Source organism: Amycolatopsis alkalitolerans (assembly GCF_006152065.1).
Lineage (GTDB): Bacteria > Actinomycetota > Actinomycetes > Mycobacteriales > Pseudonocardiaceae > Amycolatopsis_E > Amycolatopsis_E alkalitolerans.
Genome location: NZ_VDFW01000020.1, coordinates 56,314 through 71,436 on the forward strand (window position 1 = coordinate 56,314; position 15,123 = coordinate 71,436).

Annotated in this window: 16 protein-coding genes; 11 read left to right on the plus strand and 5 right to left on the minus strand. The window is 69.7% G+C overall.

Annotated elements, in window-relative coordinates:
* Window positions 1-69: 69 nt before the first annotated feature.
* The gene (locus tag FG385_RS21840; protein ID WP_139098628.1) at window positions 70-723 is read right to left on the minus strand and encodes an ACT domain-containing protein; all 654 of its coding nucleotides are present in this window, start codon (window positions 721-723) and stop codon (window positions 70-72) included.
* A 217-nt stretch (window positions 724-940) separates the two neighbouring features.
* Between FG385_RS21840 and gatC the strand changes: the two genes are divergently transcribed.
* From gatC to FG385_RS21860, 4 genes are read left to right on the plus strand one after another with little or no spacing between them, the layout of a single operon-like run.
* Window positions 941-1,240 (plus strand): Asp-tRNA(Asn)/Glu-tRNA(Gln) amidotransferase subunit GatC, encoded by a 300-nt coding sequence (gene gatC, locus FG385_RS21845; RefSeq protein ID WP_139098629.1) that lies wholly within the window; start codon window positions 941-943, stop codon window positions 1,238-1,240.
* A complete protein-coding gene (gene gatA, locus FG385_RS21850) occupies window positions 1,237-2,730 on the plus strand; it encodes an Asp-tRNA(Asn)/Glu-tRNA(Gln) amidotransferase subunit GatA (RefSeq protein WP_139098630.1) in 1,494 nt (497 codons plus the stop codon). Before gatC ends, gatA begins: the two co-directional genes overlap by 4 nt.
* Window positions 2,727-4,232 (plus strand): Asp-tRNA(Asn)/Glu-tRNA(Gln) amidotransferase subunit GatB, encoded by a 1,506-nt coding sequence (gene gatB, locus FG385_RS21855; protein ID WP_139098631.1) that lies wholly within the window; start codon window positions 2,727-2,729, stop codon window positions 4,230-4,232. The genes gatA and gatB overlap by 4 nt, the downstream gene beginning before the upstream one ends.
* A 1-nt stretch (window position 4,233) precedes the next feature.
* Window positions 4,234-4,746: a hypothetical protein gene (locus FG385_RS21860; RefSeq protein WP_139098632.1), complete on the plus strand. Its 513-nt coding sequence runs from the start codon at window positions 4,234-4,236 to the stop codon at window positions 4,744-4,746.
* A 3-nt stretch (window positions 4,747-4,749) separates the two neighbouring features.
* Here FG385_RS21860 and FG385_RS21865 read toward each other — a convergent pair whose 3' ends face one another.
* Window positions 4,750-5,943 (minus strand): PQQ-dependent sugar dehydrogenase, encoded by a 1,194-nt coding sequence (locus tag FG385_RS21865; RefSeq protein ID WP_139098633.1) that lies wholly within the window; start codon window positions 5,941-5,943, stop codon window positions 4,750-4,752.
* A 115-nt stretch (window positions 5,944-6,058) separates the two neighbouring features.
* Complete coding sequence (locus tag FG385_RS21870; protein WP_139098634.1) at window positions 6,059-6,274, minus strand: hypothetical protein; 216 nt, start codon at window positions 6,272-6,274, stop codon at window positions 6,059-6,061.
* On the opposite strand from FG385_RS21870, the gene FG385_RS21875 reads away from it, so the two are divergent.
* Window positions 6,273-6,701 carry an SgcJ/EcaC family oxidoreductase gene (locus FG385_RS21875; protein ID WP_139098635.1) on the plus strand — a complete coding sequence of 143 codons (429 nt, stop codon included), beginning with the start codon at window positions 6,273-6,275 and terminating at the stop codon, window positions 6,699-6,701. The genes FG385_RS21870 and FG385_RS21875 overlap by 2 nt on opposite strands.
* Before the next feature lie 74 nt (window positions 6,702-6,775).
* Here FG385_RS21875 and FG385_RS21880 read toward each other — a convergent pair whose 3' ends face one another.
* On the minus strand, window positions 6,776-7,897 hold the full coding sequence (locus tag FG385_RS21880) for an FAD-dependent oxidoreductase (RefSeq protein ID WP_139098636.1): 1,122 nt from the start codon (window positions 7,895-7,897) through the stop codon (window positions 6,776-6,778).
* 70 nt (window positions 7,898-7,967) lie between these two features.
* On the opposite strand from FG385_RS21880, the gene FG385_RS21885 reads away from it, so the two are divergent.
* The 4 genes from FG385_RS21885 to FG385_RS21900 are packed head-to-tail and all read left to right on the plus strand — an operon-like array spanning window position 7,968 to window position 10,722.
* Window positions 7,968-8,648, plus strand: coding sequence for a TetR/AcrR family transcriptional regulator (locus FG385_RS21885; RefSeq protein ID WP_139098637.1), 681 nt, complete (start codon window positions 7,968-7,970; stop codon window positions 8,646-8,648).
* A 23-nt stretch (window positions 8,649-8,671) separates the two neighbouring features.
* On the plus strand, window positions 8,672-9,103 hold the full coding sequence (locus FG385_RS21890) for a VOC family protein (RefSeq protein ID WP_139098638.1): 432 nt from the start codon (window positions 8,672-8,674) through the stop codon (window positions 9,101-9,103).
* Window positions 9,104-9,125: 22 nt separating this feature from the next.
* Window positions 9,126-10,040 (plus strand): 2-hydroxyacid dehydrogenase, encoded by a 915-nt coding sequence (locus FG385_RS21895; protein WP_139098639.1) that lies wholly within the window; start codon window positions 9,126-9,128, stop codon window positions 10,038-10,040.
* A 49-nt stretch (window positions 10,041-10,089) separates the two neighbouring features.
* The gene (locus FG385_RS21900) at window positions 10,090-10,722 is read left to right on the plus strand and encodes a DoxX family protein (RefSeq protein ID WP_327436857.1); all 633 of its coding nucleotides are present in this window, start codon (window positions 10,090-10,092) and stop codon (window positions 10,720-10,722) included.
* Window positions 10,723-10,756: 34 nt separating this feature from the next.
* On the opposite strand, the gene ilvD is transcribed toward FG385_RS21900, so the two are convergent.
* Window positions 10,757-12,601 (minus strand): dihydroxy-acid dehydratase, encoded by a 1,845-nt coding sequence (gene ilvD / locus FG385_RS21905; RefSeq protein WP_139098641.1) that lies wholly within the window; start codon window positions 12,599-12,601, stop codon window positions 10,757-10,759.
* A 213-nt stretch (window positions 12,602-12,814) separates the two neighbouring features.
* Here ilvD and FG385_RS21910 point away from each other — a divergent pair, with 213 nt between their 5' ends.
* The gene (locus FG385_RS21910) at window positions 12,815-14,461 is read left to right on the plus strand and encodes a purine-cytosine permease family protein (protein WP_139098642.1); all 1,647 of its coding nucleotides are present in this window, start codon (window positions 12,815-12,817) and stop codon (window positions 14,459-14,461) included.
* On the plus strand, window positions 14,461-15,054 hold the full coding sequence (locus tag FG385_RS21915; protein ID WP_139098643.1) for a cysteine hydrolase family protein: 594 nt from the start codon (window positions 14,461-14,463) through the stop codon (window positions 15,052-15,054). The genes FG385_RS21910 and FG385_RS21915 overlap by 1 nt, the downstream gene beginning before the upstream one ends.
* The last annotated feature ends 69 nt before the right edge of the window (window positions 15,055-15,123 follow it).

A 15,123-nucleotide genomic window follows, 5' to 3' on the forward strand; every position in this document is an offset into this window, starting at 1 on the left:
CGAACGGGAGGGTCTGCCGGCCGGTGTAGAGCACGATCCCGACCTGCCCCGTGTTGATTTGGCCGCTCCTCAGCCGTCGAGGACGACGGCGACGATTCCGGCGAAATGAGCCAGTCGCGCCACTTCGGCGGCCCGGAACATCGGGCCGCCGGGGCGGCCGATCAGGAGTGCCTTCCCCGGCTTCCCGAGCGGTGTCGCGGCGAGTTCCGTGCCGAGCTCCTGCCAGGTCTCCGGCACCCAGTCGTCCTCGGCGTCGAGGATCGTGGCGCGTTCCAGCGGTAGCCACGGCAGGTGCTCGATCGGGGCTTCGGGTGCGGCGCTGGAGGAGGCCAGGCGCTGGATCCGGTCGTCGGTGGTGGACACCACGATCGACCAGCCCGCGCGGATGATCCGCGGCACGCCCTCGACCAGGACCTCCAGCCCGGTGGCCGGCTGCCCCGCGATCTCCTCCACGAGTTCCAGCTCACGGTGGGTGTCGAGGACGCCCGCGTACGGGCGGACCGCGTCGACCTCGACGCCGGGGATGCTCTCCGCCGCGGTGATCAGCGCGTCGGGCAGCCGGCCGGACGGCAGTTCGATCACCAGGTCGTCGATCGCGACGCCCCCGCCGCGTTCGACGACGTCCACGCTGAGGATGTCCGCCCCGATCGTGCCCAGCGCCGTCGCGACCGCCCCGAGGGTCCCCGGCGAGTCCGGGAGCTGCACCCGGATCAGGAAGGACAACGCGATCCCCTTTCGGGACTGGGCGCTCCCGCCTTGCCGGGAAGCGCGTGCCGGCCGCTGATTGTGACAGACCCGGCGTCCCAGGGGGAGTCACCGTCCGCGTTCCGAGACCGTTCCGGTGGCAACCTGGCATAACCCGGTCGAGCCGGTCGGTCCCGCGGCCATAGACTTGCGGGTGCCGAAACCCCAATGACCAGTAAACCCGGGAGAAGCCCGCGTGCCCAACATTTCCCGTGCCGAGGTCGCGCATCTCGCCAAACTCGCCCGCCTGGCGGTCACCGACGAAGAGCTGGACGTCTTCGCAGGTCAGCTGGACCAGATCCTGGACTCGGTGGCCAAGGTCGGCGAGGTCGCGAGCGAGGACGTTCCGCCCACCTCGCACGCCGTGCCGCTGACCAACGTCTTCCGCGAGGACGTCGAGCGTCCCGGGCTGACCCAGCAGCAGGCGCTGGCCGGCGCACCGTCCGCCGAAGAGGGGCGTTTCCGGGTCCCGCGGATCCTGGGGGAGGAACAGTGACCGAGTTAACACGGCTCACCGCCGCCGAACTGGCCGAAAAGATCCATCGCCGCGAGGTGTCCTCGGTCGAGGTCACCCAGGCGCACCTCGACCGCATCGCGCAGGTCGACGACTTGGTGCACGCCTTCCTGCACGTCGACGCCGAGGGCGCGCTCGCCGCGGCGAAGGCGGTCGACGAGGCACCCGAGCCGGTGTCGCCGCTGGCCGGCGTGCCGCTCGCGCTCAAGGACGTGCTGACGACCAAGGGCATCCCGACCACCTGCGGGTCCAGGACCCTCGAAGGCTGGATCCCGCCCTACGACGCGACGGTGACGCGCAAGCTGCGCGAGGCCGGGGTGCCGATCCTCGGCAAGACGAACATGGACGAGTTCGCGATGGGCTCGTCCACGGAGAACTCGGCCTTCGGCCCGACGCACAACCCGTGGGACCACGCGCGCATCCCCGGCGGTTCGGGCGGTGGTTCGTCGGCGTCGGTCGCGGCGTTCGAGGCGCCCCTGGCGATCGGCACCGACACGGGTGGCTCGATCCGCCAGCCCGGCGCCGTGACCGGCACGGTCGGCGTGAAGCCCACCTACGGCGGGGTTTCGCGGTACGGGCTGGTGGCCTTCTCGTCCTCGCTCGACCAGGCGGGCCCGTGCGCCCGCACCGTGCTCGACGCCGCCCTGCTGCACGAGGTCGTCGCCGGGCACGACCCGATGGACTCGACCTCGATCGACGCGCCGGTGCCGCCGGTCGTCGCGGCCGCCCGCGAGGGCCTGCGCGGCGACCTCGCGGGCGTCAAGGTCGGCGTGGTCACGGAGTTTTCCGGCGAGGGCTACCAGGGTGGCGTGCTGCGGTCCTTCGAGGGCGCGGTCGCGCAGCTGCGGGAGCTGGGCGCCGAGGTCGTCGAGGTGTCCTGCCCCAGCTTCGTCTACGCGCTGCCGGCCTACTACCTGATCGCGCCGAGCGAGTGCTCGTCGAACCTCGCCCGGTTCGACGCGATGCGCTACGGGCTGCGCGTCGCCGACGACGGCGAGCACAGCGCCGAAGAGGTCATGTCGCTCACGCGCGAGGCGGGGTTCGGTCCGGAGGTCAAGCGCCGCATCATGCTCGGCACGTACGCGCTGTCCTCCGGTTACTACGACGCCTACTACGGCTCGGCGCAAAAGGTGCGCACGCTCATCACGCGTGACTTCGACACCGCGTTCGAGAAGGTCGACGTGCTGGTTTCGCCGACGACGCCGACCACGGCGTTCAAGATCGGCGAGCGGGTCGACGATCCGATGGCCATGTACCTGTCGGACATCTGCTCGATCCCGGCCAACCTGGCCGGCAACGCCGCCATGAGCGTCCCCAGCGGACTGTCCGATGAGGACGGTCTACCGGTCGGGCTGCAGATCATGGCGCCCGCGCTCGCGGACGACCGGCTCTACCGGGTCGGCGCGGCCTACGAACTGGCGCGCGGTGACATCCTGGGCCGTCTTCCCGAGCTGAAAGGAGCGCTCGCGTGACCGCGGTCGCCGACCTGATGGACTACGCCGAGGTCATCGAGCGTTACGACCCGGTGCTGGGGCTCGAGGTGCACGTCGAGCTCAACACGAACACGAAGATGTTCTGCGGCTGCCCGAACGTGTTCGGCGGCGAGCCGAACACGCACGTCTGCCCGACCTGCCTCGGCCTGCCCGGCGCGCTGCCGGTGCTCAACGGCAAGGGGGTCGAGTCGGCGATCCGGATCGGGCTCGCGCTGAACTGCGAGATCGCGCGGTGGTGCCGGTTCGCGCGGAAGAACTACTTCTACCCGGATATGCCGAAGAACTTCCAGACCTCGCAGTACGACGAGCCGATCGCGTTCGACGGGTACCTCGACGTGACGCTCGATGACGGTGAGGTCGTGCGGGTCGAGATCGAGCGCGCGCACATGGAAGAGGACACCGGCAAGTCCTTGCACGTCGGCGGCGCCACTGGGCGGATTCACGGCGCGGACTACTCGCTGCTGGACTACAACCGCGCGGGCGTGCCGCTGATCGAGATCGTCACGAAGCCGATCGTGGGCACCGGCGAGCGCGCCCCGGAGGTGGCGCGCGCGTACGTGAACACGCTACGGGATCTGTTGCGCGCGCTGGATGTCTCGGACGTCCGGATGGATCAGGGCTCCCTGCGGTGCGACGCGAACGTTTCGCTGATGGCTCGCGGTGCGACGGAGTTCGGCACCCGCACGGAGACGAAGAACGTCAACTCGCTGCGCAGCGTCGAGCGGGCCGTCCGGTACGAGATGACGCGGCAGGGCGCGGTGCTCGCCGGCGGTGGCACTGTCACGCAGGAGACGCGGCATTTCCAGGAGTCCGACGGCACCACGTCCGCGGGGCGCACGAAGGAGACCGCGGAGGACTACCGGTACTTCCCGGAGCCCGACCTGGTGCCGATCGCGCCTTCGCGCGAGTGGGTCGACGAGCTGCGGAAGACGATGCCGGAGAAGCCGGCGGACCGGCGCAAGCGCATCCAGACGGAGTGGAACCTGACGCCGGAGGAGCTGCGCGACCTGTTCAACTCGGGCGCGGTCGACCTGGTCGAGGCGACCGTCGCGGCGGGCGCGAAGCCCGGCGAGGCACGCGGCTGGTGGGTCAACTTCCTTGCCCAGGAAGCGAACTCGCGCGACGTCGAGCTGACCACGCTGCCGATCACCCCGGCGCAGGTCGCGCGGGTGACCGAACTGGTGGCCTCCGGTGAGCTGACGAACAAGCTCGCACGCGAAGTCGTCAAGGGTGTGCTGGCCGGTGAAGGCGAGCCCGACGACGTGGTGGAGACGCGGGGCCTCAAGGTCGTCTCGGACGACTCGGCGCTGCTCGCCGCGGTCGACGAGGCGCTGGCCGCGCAGCCGGACGTCGCGGACAAGATCCGCGGCGGCAAGGTCCAGGCCGCGGGCGCGATCGTCGGCGCGGTCATGAAGGCGACCAAGGGACAGGCGGACGCGAAGCGCGTGCGGGAACTGATCATCGAGCGGGTCGGCGCCTGAGTTGAGGCGTGCGGACCCGGCGCCGGCGTACTCGCCGGCGCGGGTTTCCTGGCGGGAATGGGTGGCCCTCGGCGCGGGTCTCGTCGCCGCGGGGTCCCTGTTCCTGCCGTGGACGAATCTGTCCGCGACCAGGCAGGACATCGAGGACGCGCTGAACTCGCTGCCCCAGAACGAGGTCGCGCGCGACGCGTTCACGACGGGTTTCCTGGCCTGGTCCGGCCCGATGCTGCTGGCGCTGGCGGGGGTGGCGGTCGTGCTGCTCGGTCAGCGCCCGGTGGTCCGGCGCAGCGGGCTGCCGCATCTGTGGCTGATCGCGGCCGCCGTGGCGCTGATGCTGATGGTGCTGGCGTGGCTCGGGATGGGCTGGCAGTTCAGCGCCGACGTACGCGACTTCCTGCAGCAGGAGGGCGGCGTCGCGTTCTACGGCGGCTTCGGCCGGTACGTGGCGATGCTGTGCGGGGCAGTTTCGGTGGCGGCGGCGGTGCTCGACGTGCGCGCCCTGCGGCGGCGCTGATCGTCAGTCCTTGCCGTTGCCGCCGCCGGAGTTCGGCTGTAGCTGGATGACGACCACCCGGTCGTCGCTCGACACGGGCTTGCCGCCGTCCTTGTTGACGGTGCCCACGACGGCGTACTGCGCGTTCAGCGGGTCCATCCCGCCGTACCGGCCGTAACCGATCCCGGTCTTCCCGTCCATGACCGCCTTGGGCTGCCCGCCGACCGAACCGTCGAGGGTGATCGGGACCTGCTGCAGGTTCCCGGCCGTCGAGGTCGCGATCATCAGCGACTGACCGGTGTCCGCGCAGCCGGTGAGACCCGGTTTGTCCGGCCAGGTCCACACCGGCGTCGACAGTGGGGCGCCCGCCTGCACCCGGAACAGCAGATCCGCCGTGTCACCGTGGTCGGTCACCCAGATCCGGCTCGCGTCGGCGGACTTGCACAGCCCGCCCGGCGAACGCAGCCCGGTGGCGTACACCCGCGAGCCGGGGGTCGGGTTGCCCGCCGCCGGGTTGCCCGCCGTGTCGATCCGCAAGATCTTGCCGGCCAGCGAGTTCGGGTCGGCCCCGGCCGACGGATTGCCTGCGTCACCCGTCGCGACGAGCAGGGCACCTTTGCCGTCGGTGGCCAGCGCGCCACGGTTGCCCGTCGGGCCCTTGGGAATTCCCGTCAGGATCGGCTTCGCCTGCTGGCCTTTCGTGAAGCGCACGACACGGTTGTCCGTCGCCGTGGTGATGTACGCGAAGACCAGTTGATCCTCGGAGTACGTCGGCGACAAGGCCAGGCCGGTGAGGCCTCCGTCGCCGGTCGCGTCGACGTCGAGTTTGATCAGCTCCGTGGGCTGCGCGCCCGTCATGACCTGCAGGACCCGGCCGCTCTTACGCTCGCCCGCGAGCGCGGCCGGGCCCGACTCGGTGCCCGGCAGGGCGGCCACCGTCGACACGGTGTCGAGGCAGGTCGCGATGACCGCCTTGTCGAAGTCCGTGCAGCCCTGGGGCGGGGGGATGGATGTCTGCGGTGCGCTGGGCCGCGGCGTAGCGGACCCCGAACTGCCGTCGATCTCGGGCAGTTGGGGCTGCGGGCCGGCGGGTGCGCTCAACTGCGGCGCCGGCTCGAACGTCTGGCCCGCCGCGCGGTCGTCGAAGCTCGCGCAGCCTGCCAGCAGGACACCGCAGGCCGCGACCAGCCACGGAGCCCGTCCCCACCGAATGCGCATAGGCTTCCAGCCTAGGCGGGCGCCCGTGAGTCACTGGTGAGTCCCCGAGCTATGCCATCCGCGTCGAACGCGATCGGCCACCGCCCGGTGCTGGTCGAGAACGCAACCTGCCAGGTCAGGCCTTGCGGCCGTAGTGGCCCACGGCCGGCTCGAGCAGGTCAAATGCGCGGCTCGCCGACTCCGCGAGGACCTGTCGGATGTCATCGCGCGGCTGGTCGGCAAGGATGCGCCTGGCGCTTTCGGCGAACAGCACCCGGTGAACGGACGCGAGCTGGGCCGCCACGATCCGCTGCTGCGCGTCCTCCACACCGGTCTCGCCTGGAGAAGTCATGTTCGACGAACCCGCCGAGCGCCGGGCCATCCTTGAGGTCGGCCAGGCCCTGCAAGACGCCTGGAACCGCGGCGACGCCGCGGGCTATGCGTCGCTGTTCACCGACGATGCCAGCTTCGTCGCGTGGAACGGACTGCACGGGTACGGTCGCCAGGCCATCGGGGATGCTCATCGACCGCTCCTCGAGGGGCCACTTGCCGGCTCCCGGCTGGTTGTGGTCGATCACGCGGACTCCCAGCGGCCCGAATCGCTGCGGCTCGTCCGCCCGGATGTGGCGATCATGGTCACCTCGGGTGCGGTGACGCTTGCCAATGAGGGGGCACCAGGCCCAGATCACGACTCTGTGCAGACCTTCGTGCTGGTCAAGAACGGCGACCGCGGGCAGATCACGGCCTTCCACAACACCCGCCGGCAGGCGCAGCCGTGAAACCGAATTCCGGGGTCGTTGGATCCTGCTGGTCCGGAAGTAGGCATCAGCGCCGGTCACTTCAGAGCGACATGTCATCGACGGTGAGTCCCCGGTCGGAAGAACTCGAGCACCCTCCGGCTGGCGTCCGGCGAGGTCAGCATTTCCTGGATCCGTGCGGACATCCGGGCGGCGGCGCCGGTGCGTTCGAACATCTCGCCTTCGTATTCCCTGACGGCGGCGGGGAAGTCGTCCGGGTGCGCGGCCAGCGCGAGACCGAGCACGGCGCCGTCGAGCAGCGCCATGTTGGCGCCCTCTCCCACCGGCGGCATCAGGTGCGCGGCATCGCCGAGCAGCGTGACGTCTGGCTTGGACGGCCACGTCAGGCCGGCCGGGAGAGTGGTGATCGACCGCGGCACGACCGTGTCGTCGCAGGCCGCGATCAACGTGGTGAACCGTGAGTCCCAGCCGGGGAGCAGGTCGATCAGCCGCGCCCGGGCGGCGGGCGGGTCGTCGAACGGGATCCCGCTGGTAGCGAACCAGTCCTCGGCGGTGTTGTAGAAGCTGATGCCGATACGAACGCGCCCGTCGCCGTTGCGCTGCGCCGCCAGGGAAAGCCCGTCGCCGAGCACCCAGTAGTTGCCGCGCCCGACCATCGCCGCGAGGTCGGGGTGCGTGCGGTCGATGTCGGGAATGCCGATCTCGACGACGTTCTGGCCGATATGCGCCGGGCGGGCGTCGGTGAGCAGTGCGCGGACCCGGGACTGCGCGCCGTCCGCGCCGACCAGCAGGTCGTACGCCGCACTGCTGCCGCTGGCGAAGTGCAGCAGGCCGCCTCCGGCGGAGGCGAATGCGTGCCCCCAGCGCACCACGTCTTCCGGGAGGGAATCCAGCAGCAGGTTGCGCAGATCGGCGCGGTCGACCTCGGGTCGATCGAGCGGGGCGTCTTCGGGTGTGTCCTCGTGGAGCAGCAGGGTGCCGTCCGGCTCGAGAAGACGCATGTCCTGGCCTTCGCCACGGGCAATCGCGGAGAACTGGTCGATCAGACCGGCCTCGCGCAGGGCCTGCTGGCCGGAGTGGATGTCGAGCATGCCGCCCTGACCACGAGCGTCGCGTGACGATTCACGTTCGTACACGACGGCGTCGATCCCGTTCACGTGCAGCACCCGGGCGAGGGCCAGGCCACCCAGCCCGGCTCCGACGACGGCGATCGTCATGACTTCCCCTCTCGATACACTGTATTGGTATAATACACTGTATCTGACCCTACGATGTATTGTCGGCGGCATGTTGGTGTGGGAACGGCCGGAGCCACCGGATCGACCGGTGCCGGCCCCGTTGAGCCGGGAGCGGATCGTCCGGGCGGCGATCCGGCTGGCCGACGCGGATGGCCTGGAGGCGGTGTCGCTGCGTAAGGTCGCGGCCGCGCTCGACGTCGGGCCGATGCGGCTGTACGGCTACATCGCCACCAAGGACGAGTTGCTCGACCTCATGGTCGATGCGGTCCACGCCGAGATCCGGCCCACCGGAGACGGGTGGCGAGAGGTACTGCGCTCCCTTGCCGAAACCACCCGGCAGGCCGTCCACCAGCACGAATGGCTCGCCGACCTGATCGGCGGGCGGCCCCGGCTCGGGCCGCACTCGATGGCGAGGGGAGAGGCCGTGCTGGCCTCGATGGGGGGCGTGGACGTGGACCTCGTCATGCCGGTGGTCGAAGCTGTCGACGCCTACGTCATCGGCGCGGTGCGCCGGGAGATCGCCGAACGGCGCGCCGAGCGGGCCTCCGGCATGGGCAAGCGGCAGTGGCAGGAAACGCTCGGGCCCTATCTGGAGCGGACCTTCGCGACCGGCCGATTCCCCGCGCTGGCCACGGTCGTCCGCGACGCGGCCCACCTGGACGCCGACCAAACCTTCCGCATCGGCCTCGATTTCCTCCTCGACGGCATCGACGCCCGTATCTCGGGATGACGGCCCACCTCTACAGTGGACCGATGGCGGTCAAGCAGATCCAGGTCACCTTCGATTGCGCGGAACCTGAGCGCGTCGCCCGGTTCTGGTGCGAGGTGCTGGGGTATGTCGTACCGCCGCCACCGGACGGGTTCGCCACCTGGGGCGATTTCGACCGCTCGCTGCCGCCCGACCGCCAGGGCGCGGCGTTCGCCTGCGTTGATCCGACGGGCGTGGGCCCGCGGCTGTTCTTCCAGCGCGTTCCCGAAGGCAAGGTCGTGAAGAATCGGGTACATCTCGACGTGCGGGTCGGCACCGGGCTCGTGGGTGAAGAGCGCGTCGCCGCATTCGAGGCGGAGTGCGCACGACTGGTCGCGCTCGGCGCGGTACGCGTGCGACTGCTGCGCGCCGATGCCTACAACGAGTCGTGCCTCGTGATGCAGGACGTCGAGGGCAACGAGTTCTGTCTCGACTGAGTGGCCCGGCTAAGTTCGGGGCATGACGATCACTGTCCTGGTCCCCGGCGAGGACGGCGTGCGGGCGCTCTCCGAGCTCATCGAAGTCGAACCCGTCGTCTACACCCCCGGTGAACCGCTGCCGCCGGAAGCCGCGAAGGCCGAGGTCCTCATCCCGGGCGCGCACCCGGCCGGAACCCGTGCCGGCCTGCTGGAGCAGTTGCCGAACCTCAAGCTCATCCAGTTGCTGTCCGCGGGTGCCGAGCAGTGGGTCGGTCTCGTCCCCGAGGGCGTGCTGCTGTCGACCTGCCGGGGCGCGCATGGCGGCAGTACGGCCGAATGGGTGGTCGCGGTCCTGCTTTCGATGCATCGTGAGCTGGGCTCGTTCGCGGCCGATCACGCCGCCGGACGGTGGCATCGCCGGGGTACCGACACGTTGCAGGACAAGCGAGTGCTGATCGTCGGCGCCGGCGACCTCGGCAACCAGTTGCGCCGCCGGCTCGAGCCGTTCGACACGGTGGTCACGATGGTCGGCATGCGGGCCCGTGACGACATCCGGTCGGTCGACGAGCTGCCCGGACTGCTCCGTGACCAGGACGTCGTGGTGCTGGTGGTGCCGCTGACCTCCCGCACCCCCGGGATGGTCGACGCCGCGTTCCTGGCTCGGATGGCCGACGGCGCGGTGCTCGTGAACGCCGCGCGCGGGCCGATCGTGGATACCGGCGCACTGGTAGCGGAACTGAACTCCGGCCGCCTGAGCGCGGCACTCGACGTGACCGACCCCGAGCCGCTGCCCCCGGAGCATCCATTGTGGACGGCGCCCAACCTGCTGCTGACCCCGCATGTGGCGGGCACGGTGCGTGACGCGGCGCGCCGTTCGTACGCGGTCGCCGCCGCGGAAATCGCCCGGTACGCGGGCGGTGAACTGCCGAACAATCTGGTGCACGGCGAATATTGAGCGCGGTAGCTGTTCACTCGAACGGGGGTAGTGCTCTACTCTGCGCGGCGTGACAACCCAAAGCGATGACTATGGCCGGCACAACCTTTTCGAGGACTCCGGCTATCACGACGCGGTCGACGGGGGCACCGCGCTGTCCGAGCCCGAAGATCGCCTCGGCTACGACGAGGGCCGAACGCCCCAGTGGCACGGCGGGCTGAGCTTCGGGCTGCTGATCATGCGCCTCGTGCTGGGCGGCACGCTCGGTGCGCACGGGCTGCAGAAGGTGTTCGGGCTGTGGGGTGGCCCGGGGATCAGCGAATTCTCGCGCATCCTCGGCGATCAGGGCTACACGAGCCAGCTCACGGTGTTGTCGTGGGTCGGCGGGGTCACCGAGATCGCCGGTGGAGCGCTGCTGATCTTCGGCCTGTTCACCCCGGCCGCCGCGGCGGCGCTGCTCTCGGTCACCGCCAACGCGGTCTATCTCAAGTATCAGGCGGGTTTCTTCCTCGGCAGCGGCGGCGGGTTCGAGTACCACCTGGTGCTCGGCGGTATCGCACTGGCCCTGCTGTTCACCGGTCCCGGCGGGATTTCGATCGACACGAACACCCCGTGGCGCCACCGTCCCGTGCCCTTCGGCATCGTCGGCCTCATACTCGCCGCGGGTGCCGTCGTGGCGGTCACCTTCCTCTTCCGCCGGTAACCCTGTGAGCCGGGCTCACAGGGGGCGAGAGGGGTCAGCGGGTGTAGTCGCGGACGGCGCCGGTGTCGGCGGAGGTGGCCATCCGGGCGTAGGCGCGTAGCGCGGCGGTGACCGGGCGTTGCCGCGCTTCCGGCTGCCACGGGCGCTCGCTCGCGTCCATCTTCGCGCGGCGCTCGGCGAGCACCTCGTCCTCGACCAGCAGTTCGAGCTTCCGCTCGTGCACGTCGATCAGGACCCGGTCACCGTTCTCGACCAGGCCGATCACGCCGCCCGCGGCCGCCTCCGGTGAGATGTGGCCGACCGAGATCCCCGAGGAACCACCGGAGAACCGGCCATCGGTGATCAGCGCGCACTTCTTGCCCAGCCCCGAGCCCTTGAGGAACGCCGTCGGGTGCAGCATCTCCTGCATCCCCGGCCCGCCGGCGGGGCCTTCGTAGCGGATCACCAGGACCTCGCCTGGCTGGATCTTCTTGCCCAGGATCGCCGAGACGGCATCCTCCTGGCTCTCCAGCACATGCGCCGGACCCTCGAAACGCCACAGCTCCTCGTCGATCCCGGCCGCCTTGATCACCGCGCCGTTCTCCGCGAGGTTCCCGCGCAGGATCGCCAGCCCGCCGTCCTTGGTGTACGCGTGCTCGAGGTCTCGAACACATCCGGCCGCGGCATCCACGTCCAAGGAAGACCACCTGTTCTCGGTCGAGAACGCCTCCGTGGTGCGGACCCCGCCGGGCGCGGCGTGGAACAGTTCGAGCGCTTCGGCCGATGGCTCCTTGGCACGAATGTCCCAGGTGGACAGCCACTGCTCGAGCGAGGGCGAGTGCACCGAGCGCACCGAGGTGTTGAGCAGTCCGCCGCGGTACAGCTCGCCGAGGATCGCCGGGATGCCGCCGGCGCGGTGCACGTCCTCCATATGGTAGTCGGAGTTCGGCGCGACCTTGGACACACACGGCACGCGGCGGCCGATCGCGTCGATGTCCGCGATCGTGAAGTCGACCTCGCCCTCCTGCGCGGCGGCGAGGATGTGCAGCACGGTGTTCGTGGAGCCGCCCATCGCCATGTCGAGCGCCATCGCGTTCTCGAACGCCTCCCTGGTCGCGATCGACCGGGGGAGCACGCTTTCGTCGTCCTTCTCGTACCACCGCTTCGCCAGCTCGACGACCGTGCGGCCGGCGCCGGAGAACAGCGCGCGCCGGGCGGCGTGCGTGGCGAGCGTGGAACCGTTGCCCGGCAAGGAAAGCCCGAGTGCCTCGGTGAGGCAGTTCATCGAGTTCGCGGTGAACATGCCCGAGCACGAGCCGCAGGTCGGGCAGGCCGAACGCTCCACAGCGGACAGACCGTCCTCGTCGACGGAACTGCTGGCCGAAGCCGAGATCGCCGTGATCAGGTCGCTGGAGGGGTGCGCGACCCCGTCGAGCACGACCGCCTTGCCGGCCTCCATCGGCCCGCCGGAGACGAACACCGTCGGGATGTTGAGCCGCATCGTGGCGTTGAGCATGCCCGGGGTGATCTTGTCGCAGTTCGAGATGCACACGAGCGCGTCGGCCTGGTGCGCGTTGACCATGTACTCGACGGAGTCGGCGATGATCTCGCGCGAGGGCAGCGAATAGAGCATGCCGCCGTGGCCCATGGCGATCCCGTCGTCCACCGCGATCGTGTGGAACTCCCGCGCCACACCCCCGGCCTCGGCCACCGCCTCGGCCACGATCTCGCCGAGGTCCTTGAGGTGGACGTGGCCCGGCACGAACTGGGTGTAGGAGTTGGCGATCGCCACGATCGGCTTGCCGAAGTCGCTGTCGGTCATGCCGGTGGCCCGCCACAGGGAACGGGCGCCCGCGGCGTTACGGCCGTGCGTGGTGGTTCGGGAGCGCAAAGCAGGCATGGCTTCGAGGTTACGCCCGCGCTGATCAGCGCACACACGAGGCGGCCGAGTGGCGGCCGGTCCCGGCGGAATCGCGACCGGAATGTGGGAAAGCGCAGGTCGAACCGCATACCCGAGAACGGGAAAGAGGCGTAACCGGGCGCAGCGAAAGCGGATACGCGGTGGCAATACGGCGCTGAGAGCTTTCGGCGAATCCGAGCGAAGGGATCGAGAATGGGCCTCGCTGACAATCCGCAGATGGAGGACTACTCGCTGCGCTACACACCCGCGGCGTTCCGCAAGTGGTCGCCCTGGATGGTCTTCCTGTCCTGCCTGGTGGGCATTTCCGCGATGGCGGGCTACGCGCTGGACGCGGCGTTCGTGGACGCGTTCGGGTTCACGAACGCACTGGCCGGTTTCCTCGTCGCCGCCGCGGTGACGTTGCCGCTGACGCTGGTGATCGCGTTCGCCATCGCGCGCAAGCACGTCGACATCGACCTGCTCACCCGAGGTTCCGGGTTCGGCTACCTCGGTTCCACGCTCACGTCGCTGGTCTACGCGACGTACACGCTGATCTTCCTCGCCTACGAGGGCGCGATCATGGCGCAGGCGGTCACCGCACTGACGCGTTTGGACATCCACCTGTCCTACGTCGTCGTCTCGGCGGTGATGATCCCGCTGACGCTGTACGGGATGTCGTTCAGTTCGAAGTTCCAGGCGTGGACGTGGCCGATCTGGATCGCACTGATCGGTATCGCGCTCGCCACCGCCGCGACCGCGCCGGACGCCGGGCACAACATGGTCCATCCGGCGACTGTCTCGCCCGCCGGGCTCGCCGGACTGACGGTGATCGCGGTGTTCACCATCGCCGCCGCGAACCTTTCGCTCGCGACCCAGGTGGGGGAGCAGGGCGACTACCTGCGCCTGATGCCCGACCCGGAGGCGAAGAACCGGAGCCGGTGGCGGCTCGCGGTGATCATGGGCGGGCCGGGTTTCTCGCTGTTCGCCGTCGGCATCTTCTTCGCCTCGACCCTGCTGGTCGGCTACGCCTCGACGAAACTCGACGCGGCGCACGTCGGCGTGCCGGTGGACCTGTTCACCGCCGTCTACGAACGGCTGACCGGCAACCACACGGTCGCGCTGATTCTGGCCGGGGTCCTGGTCCTGCTGTCCCAGATCAAGATCAACATCATGAACACCTACTCGGGTTCGCTGTCCTGGTCGAACTTCTTCTCGCGGCTGCTGCACCGCCACCCCGGGCGCGCGGCCTGGGTCTTCCTCCAGGTCGGGCTGTCCCTGGCGCTGATGGAGATCGACATCTTCAACCACATCGTCGAAGTGCTCGCGTGGTACTCGAACGTCGGCGTCGCCTGGATCGGGGCGATGGTCGCGGACCTGGTGATCAACAAGCGCTGGCTCAAGCTCGCGCCGCCGGACCTGGTGTTCCACCGGGCGCACCTCTACCACGTCAACCCGGTCGGCTTCGGCTCGATGATCGTCGCCGGGGTGGTCTCGATGATCGCGTACTACGGCGCCTTCGGGGTGACCGCGGCCGCGCTGTCCCCGTTCATCGCGCTCGCCGTCGCGGTCGTCCTACCTCCGATCGTCGCGCTCGCGACCCGTGGCCGCTGGTACCTCGCGCGCCTGTCGGAACTGCCGGCGAACGACGGCGAACTGCCGTGCTCGGTGTGCGAGGGCAGCTACGACGTGGTCGACATGGCGACCTGCCCGCACCACGGCGGCACGATCTGCTCCCTGTGCTGCTCGACCGAGGGCGCGTGCCACGACGCCTGCAAACCGAACGCCTGGCGGCCGCCGAAGGGCGCGACACCGCTGGGCATGCCGAGTTTCCGCCGTGAGAAGGAACTGGAGGTCGCGTGATGAAGGCCCTGATCGTCGTCGATATGCAGAACGGCTTCTGCCATCCGGACGGCTCGCTGCCGAAGCTCGGGATGGCCCTGTCCGGCGCCGGGGAGGCCGTGGCCAATGCCGCGATCGCCGTCGAGCACGCCCGCGAAACGGGCCTGCCGGTGATCTTCACACGGCACGTCTACCGCCCCGGCTACCACGACGAAGGCCCTTGGCTGGCCGGGCGCAGCCAGGATCTCGCGTCCGTGGGCGGACTGCTCGCCGGCAGTTGGGACGGAGACGTTGTCGACAATCTGAACAGGAATGCAGACGATCTGATTGTCGACAAGTGCCGTCTCGACGCGTTCCAGTGGACCTCGCTCGAACCGTTGCTGCGCGGGCTGGGCGCGACGGAACTCGTGGTGTGCGGAGTGGTCACGAACTTCTGCGTCGAGAGCACCGTGCGCTCGGCGATCATGCGCGACTTCGAGGTCACGCTGCTCGAAGACTGTTGCGCGGCGCAGACCCCGCGGCTGCACGAGATCGGCGTCGAGGTGATGCGCGACTGCGGGTTCGCCACCGTCACCACGGTCGCCGAATTCGCCGGGGTCGCGGTGGCCGCATGATCGGGCTGGCAAGTAACGGCGAGGTCATCTACCGGAGACCCCAGGGCAACGGCAGGTACTTAGCGTCCC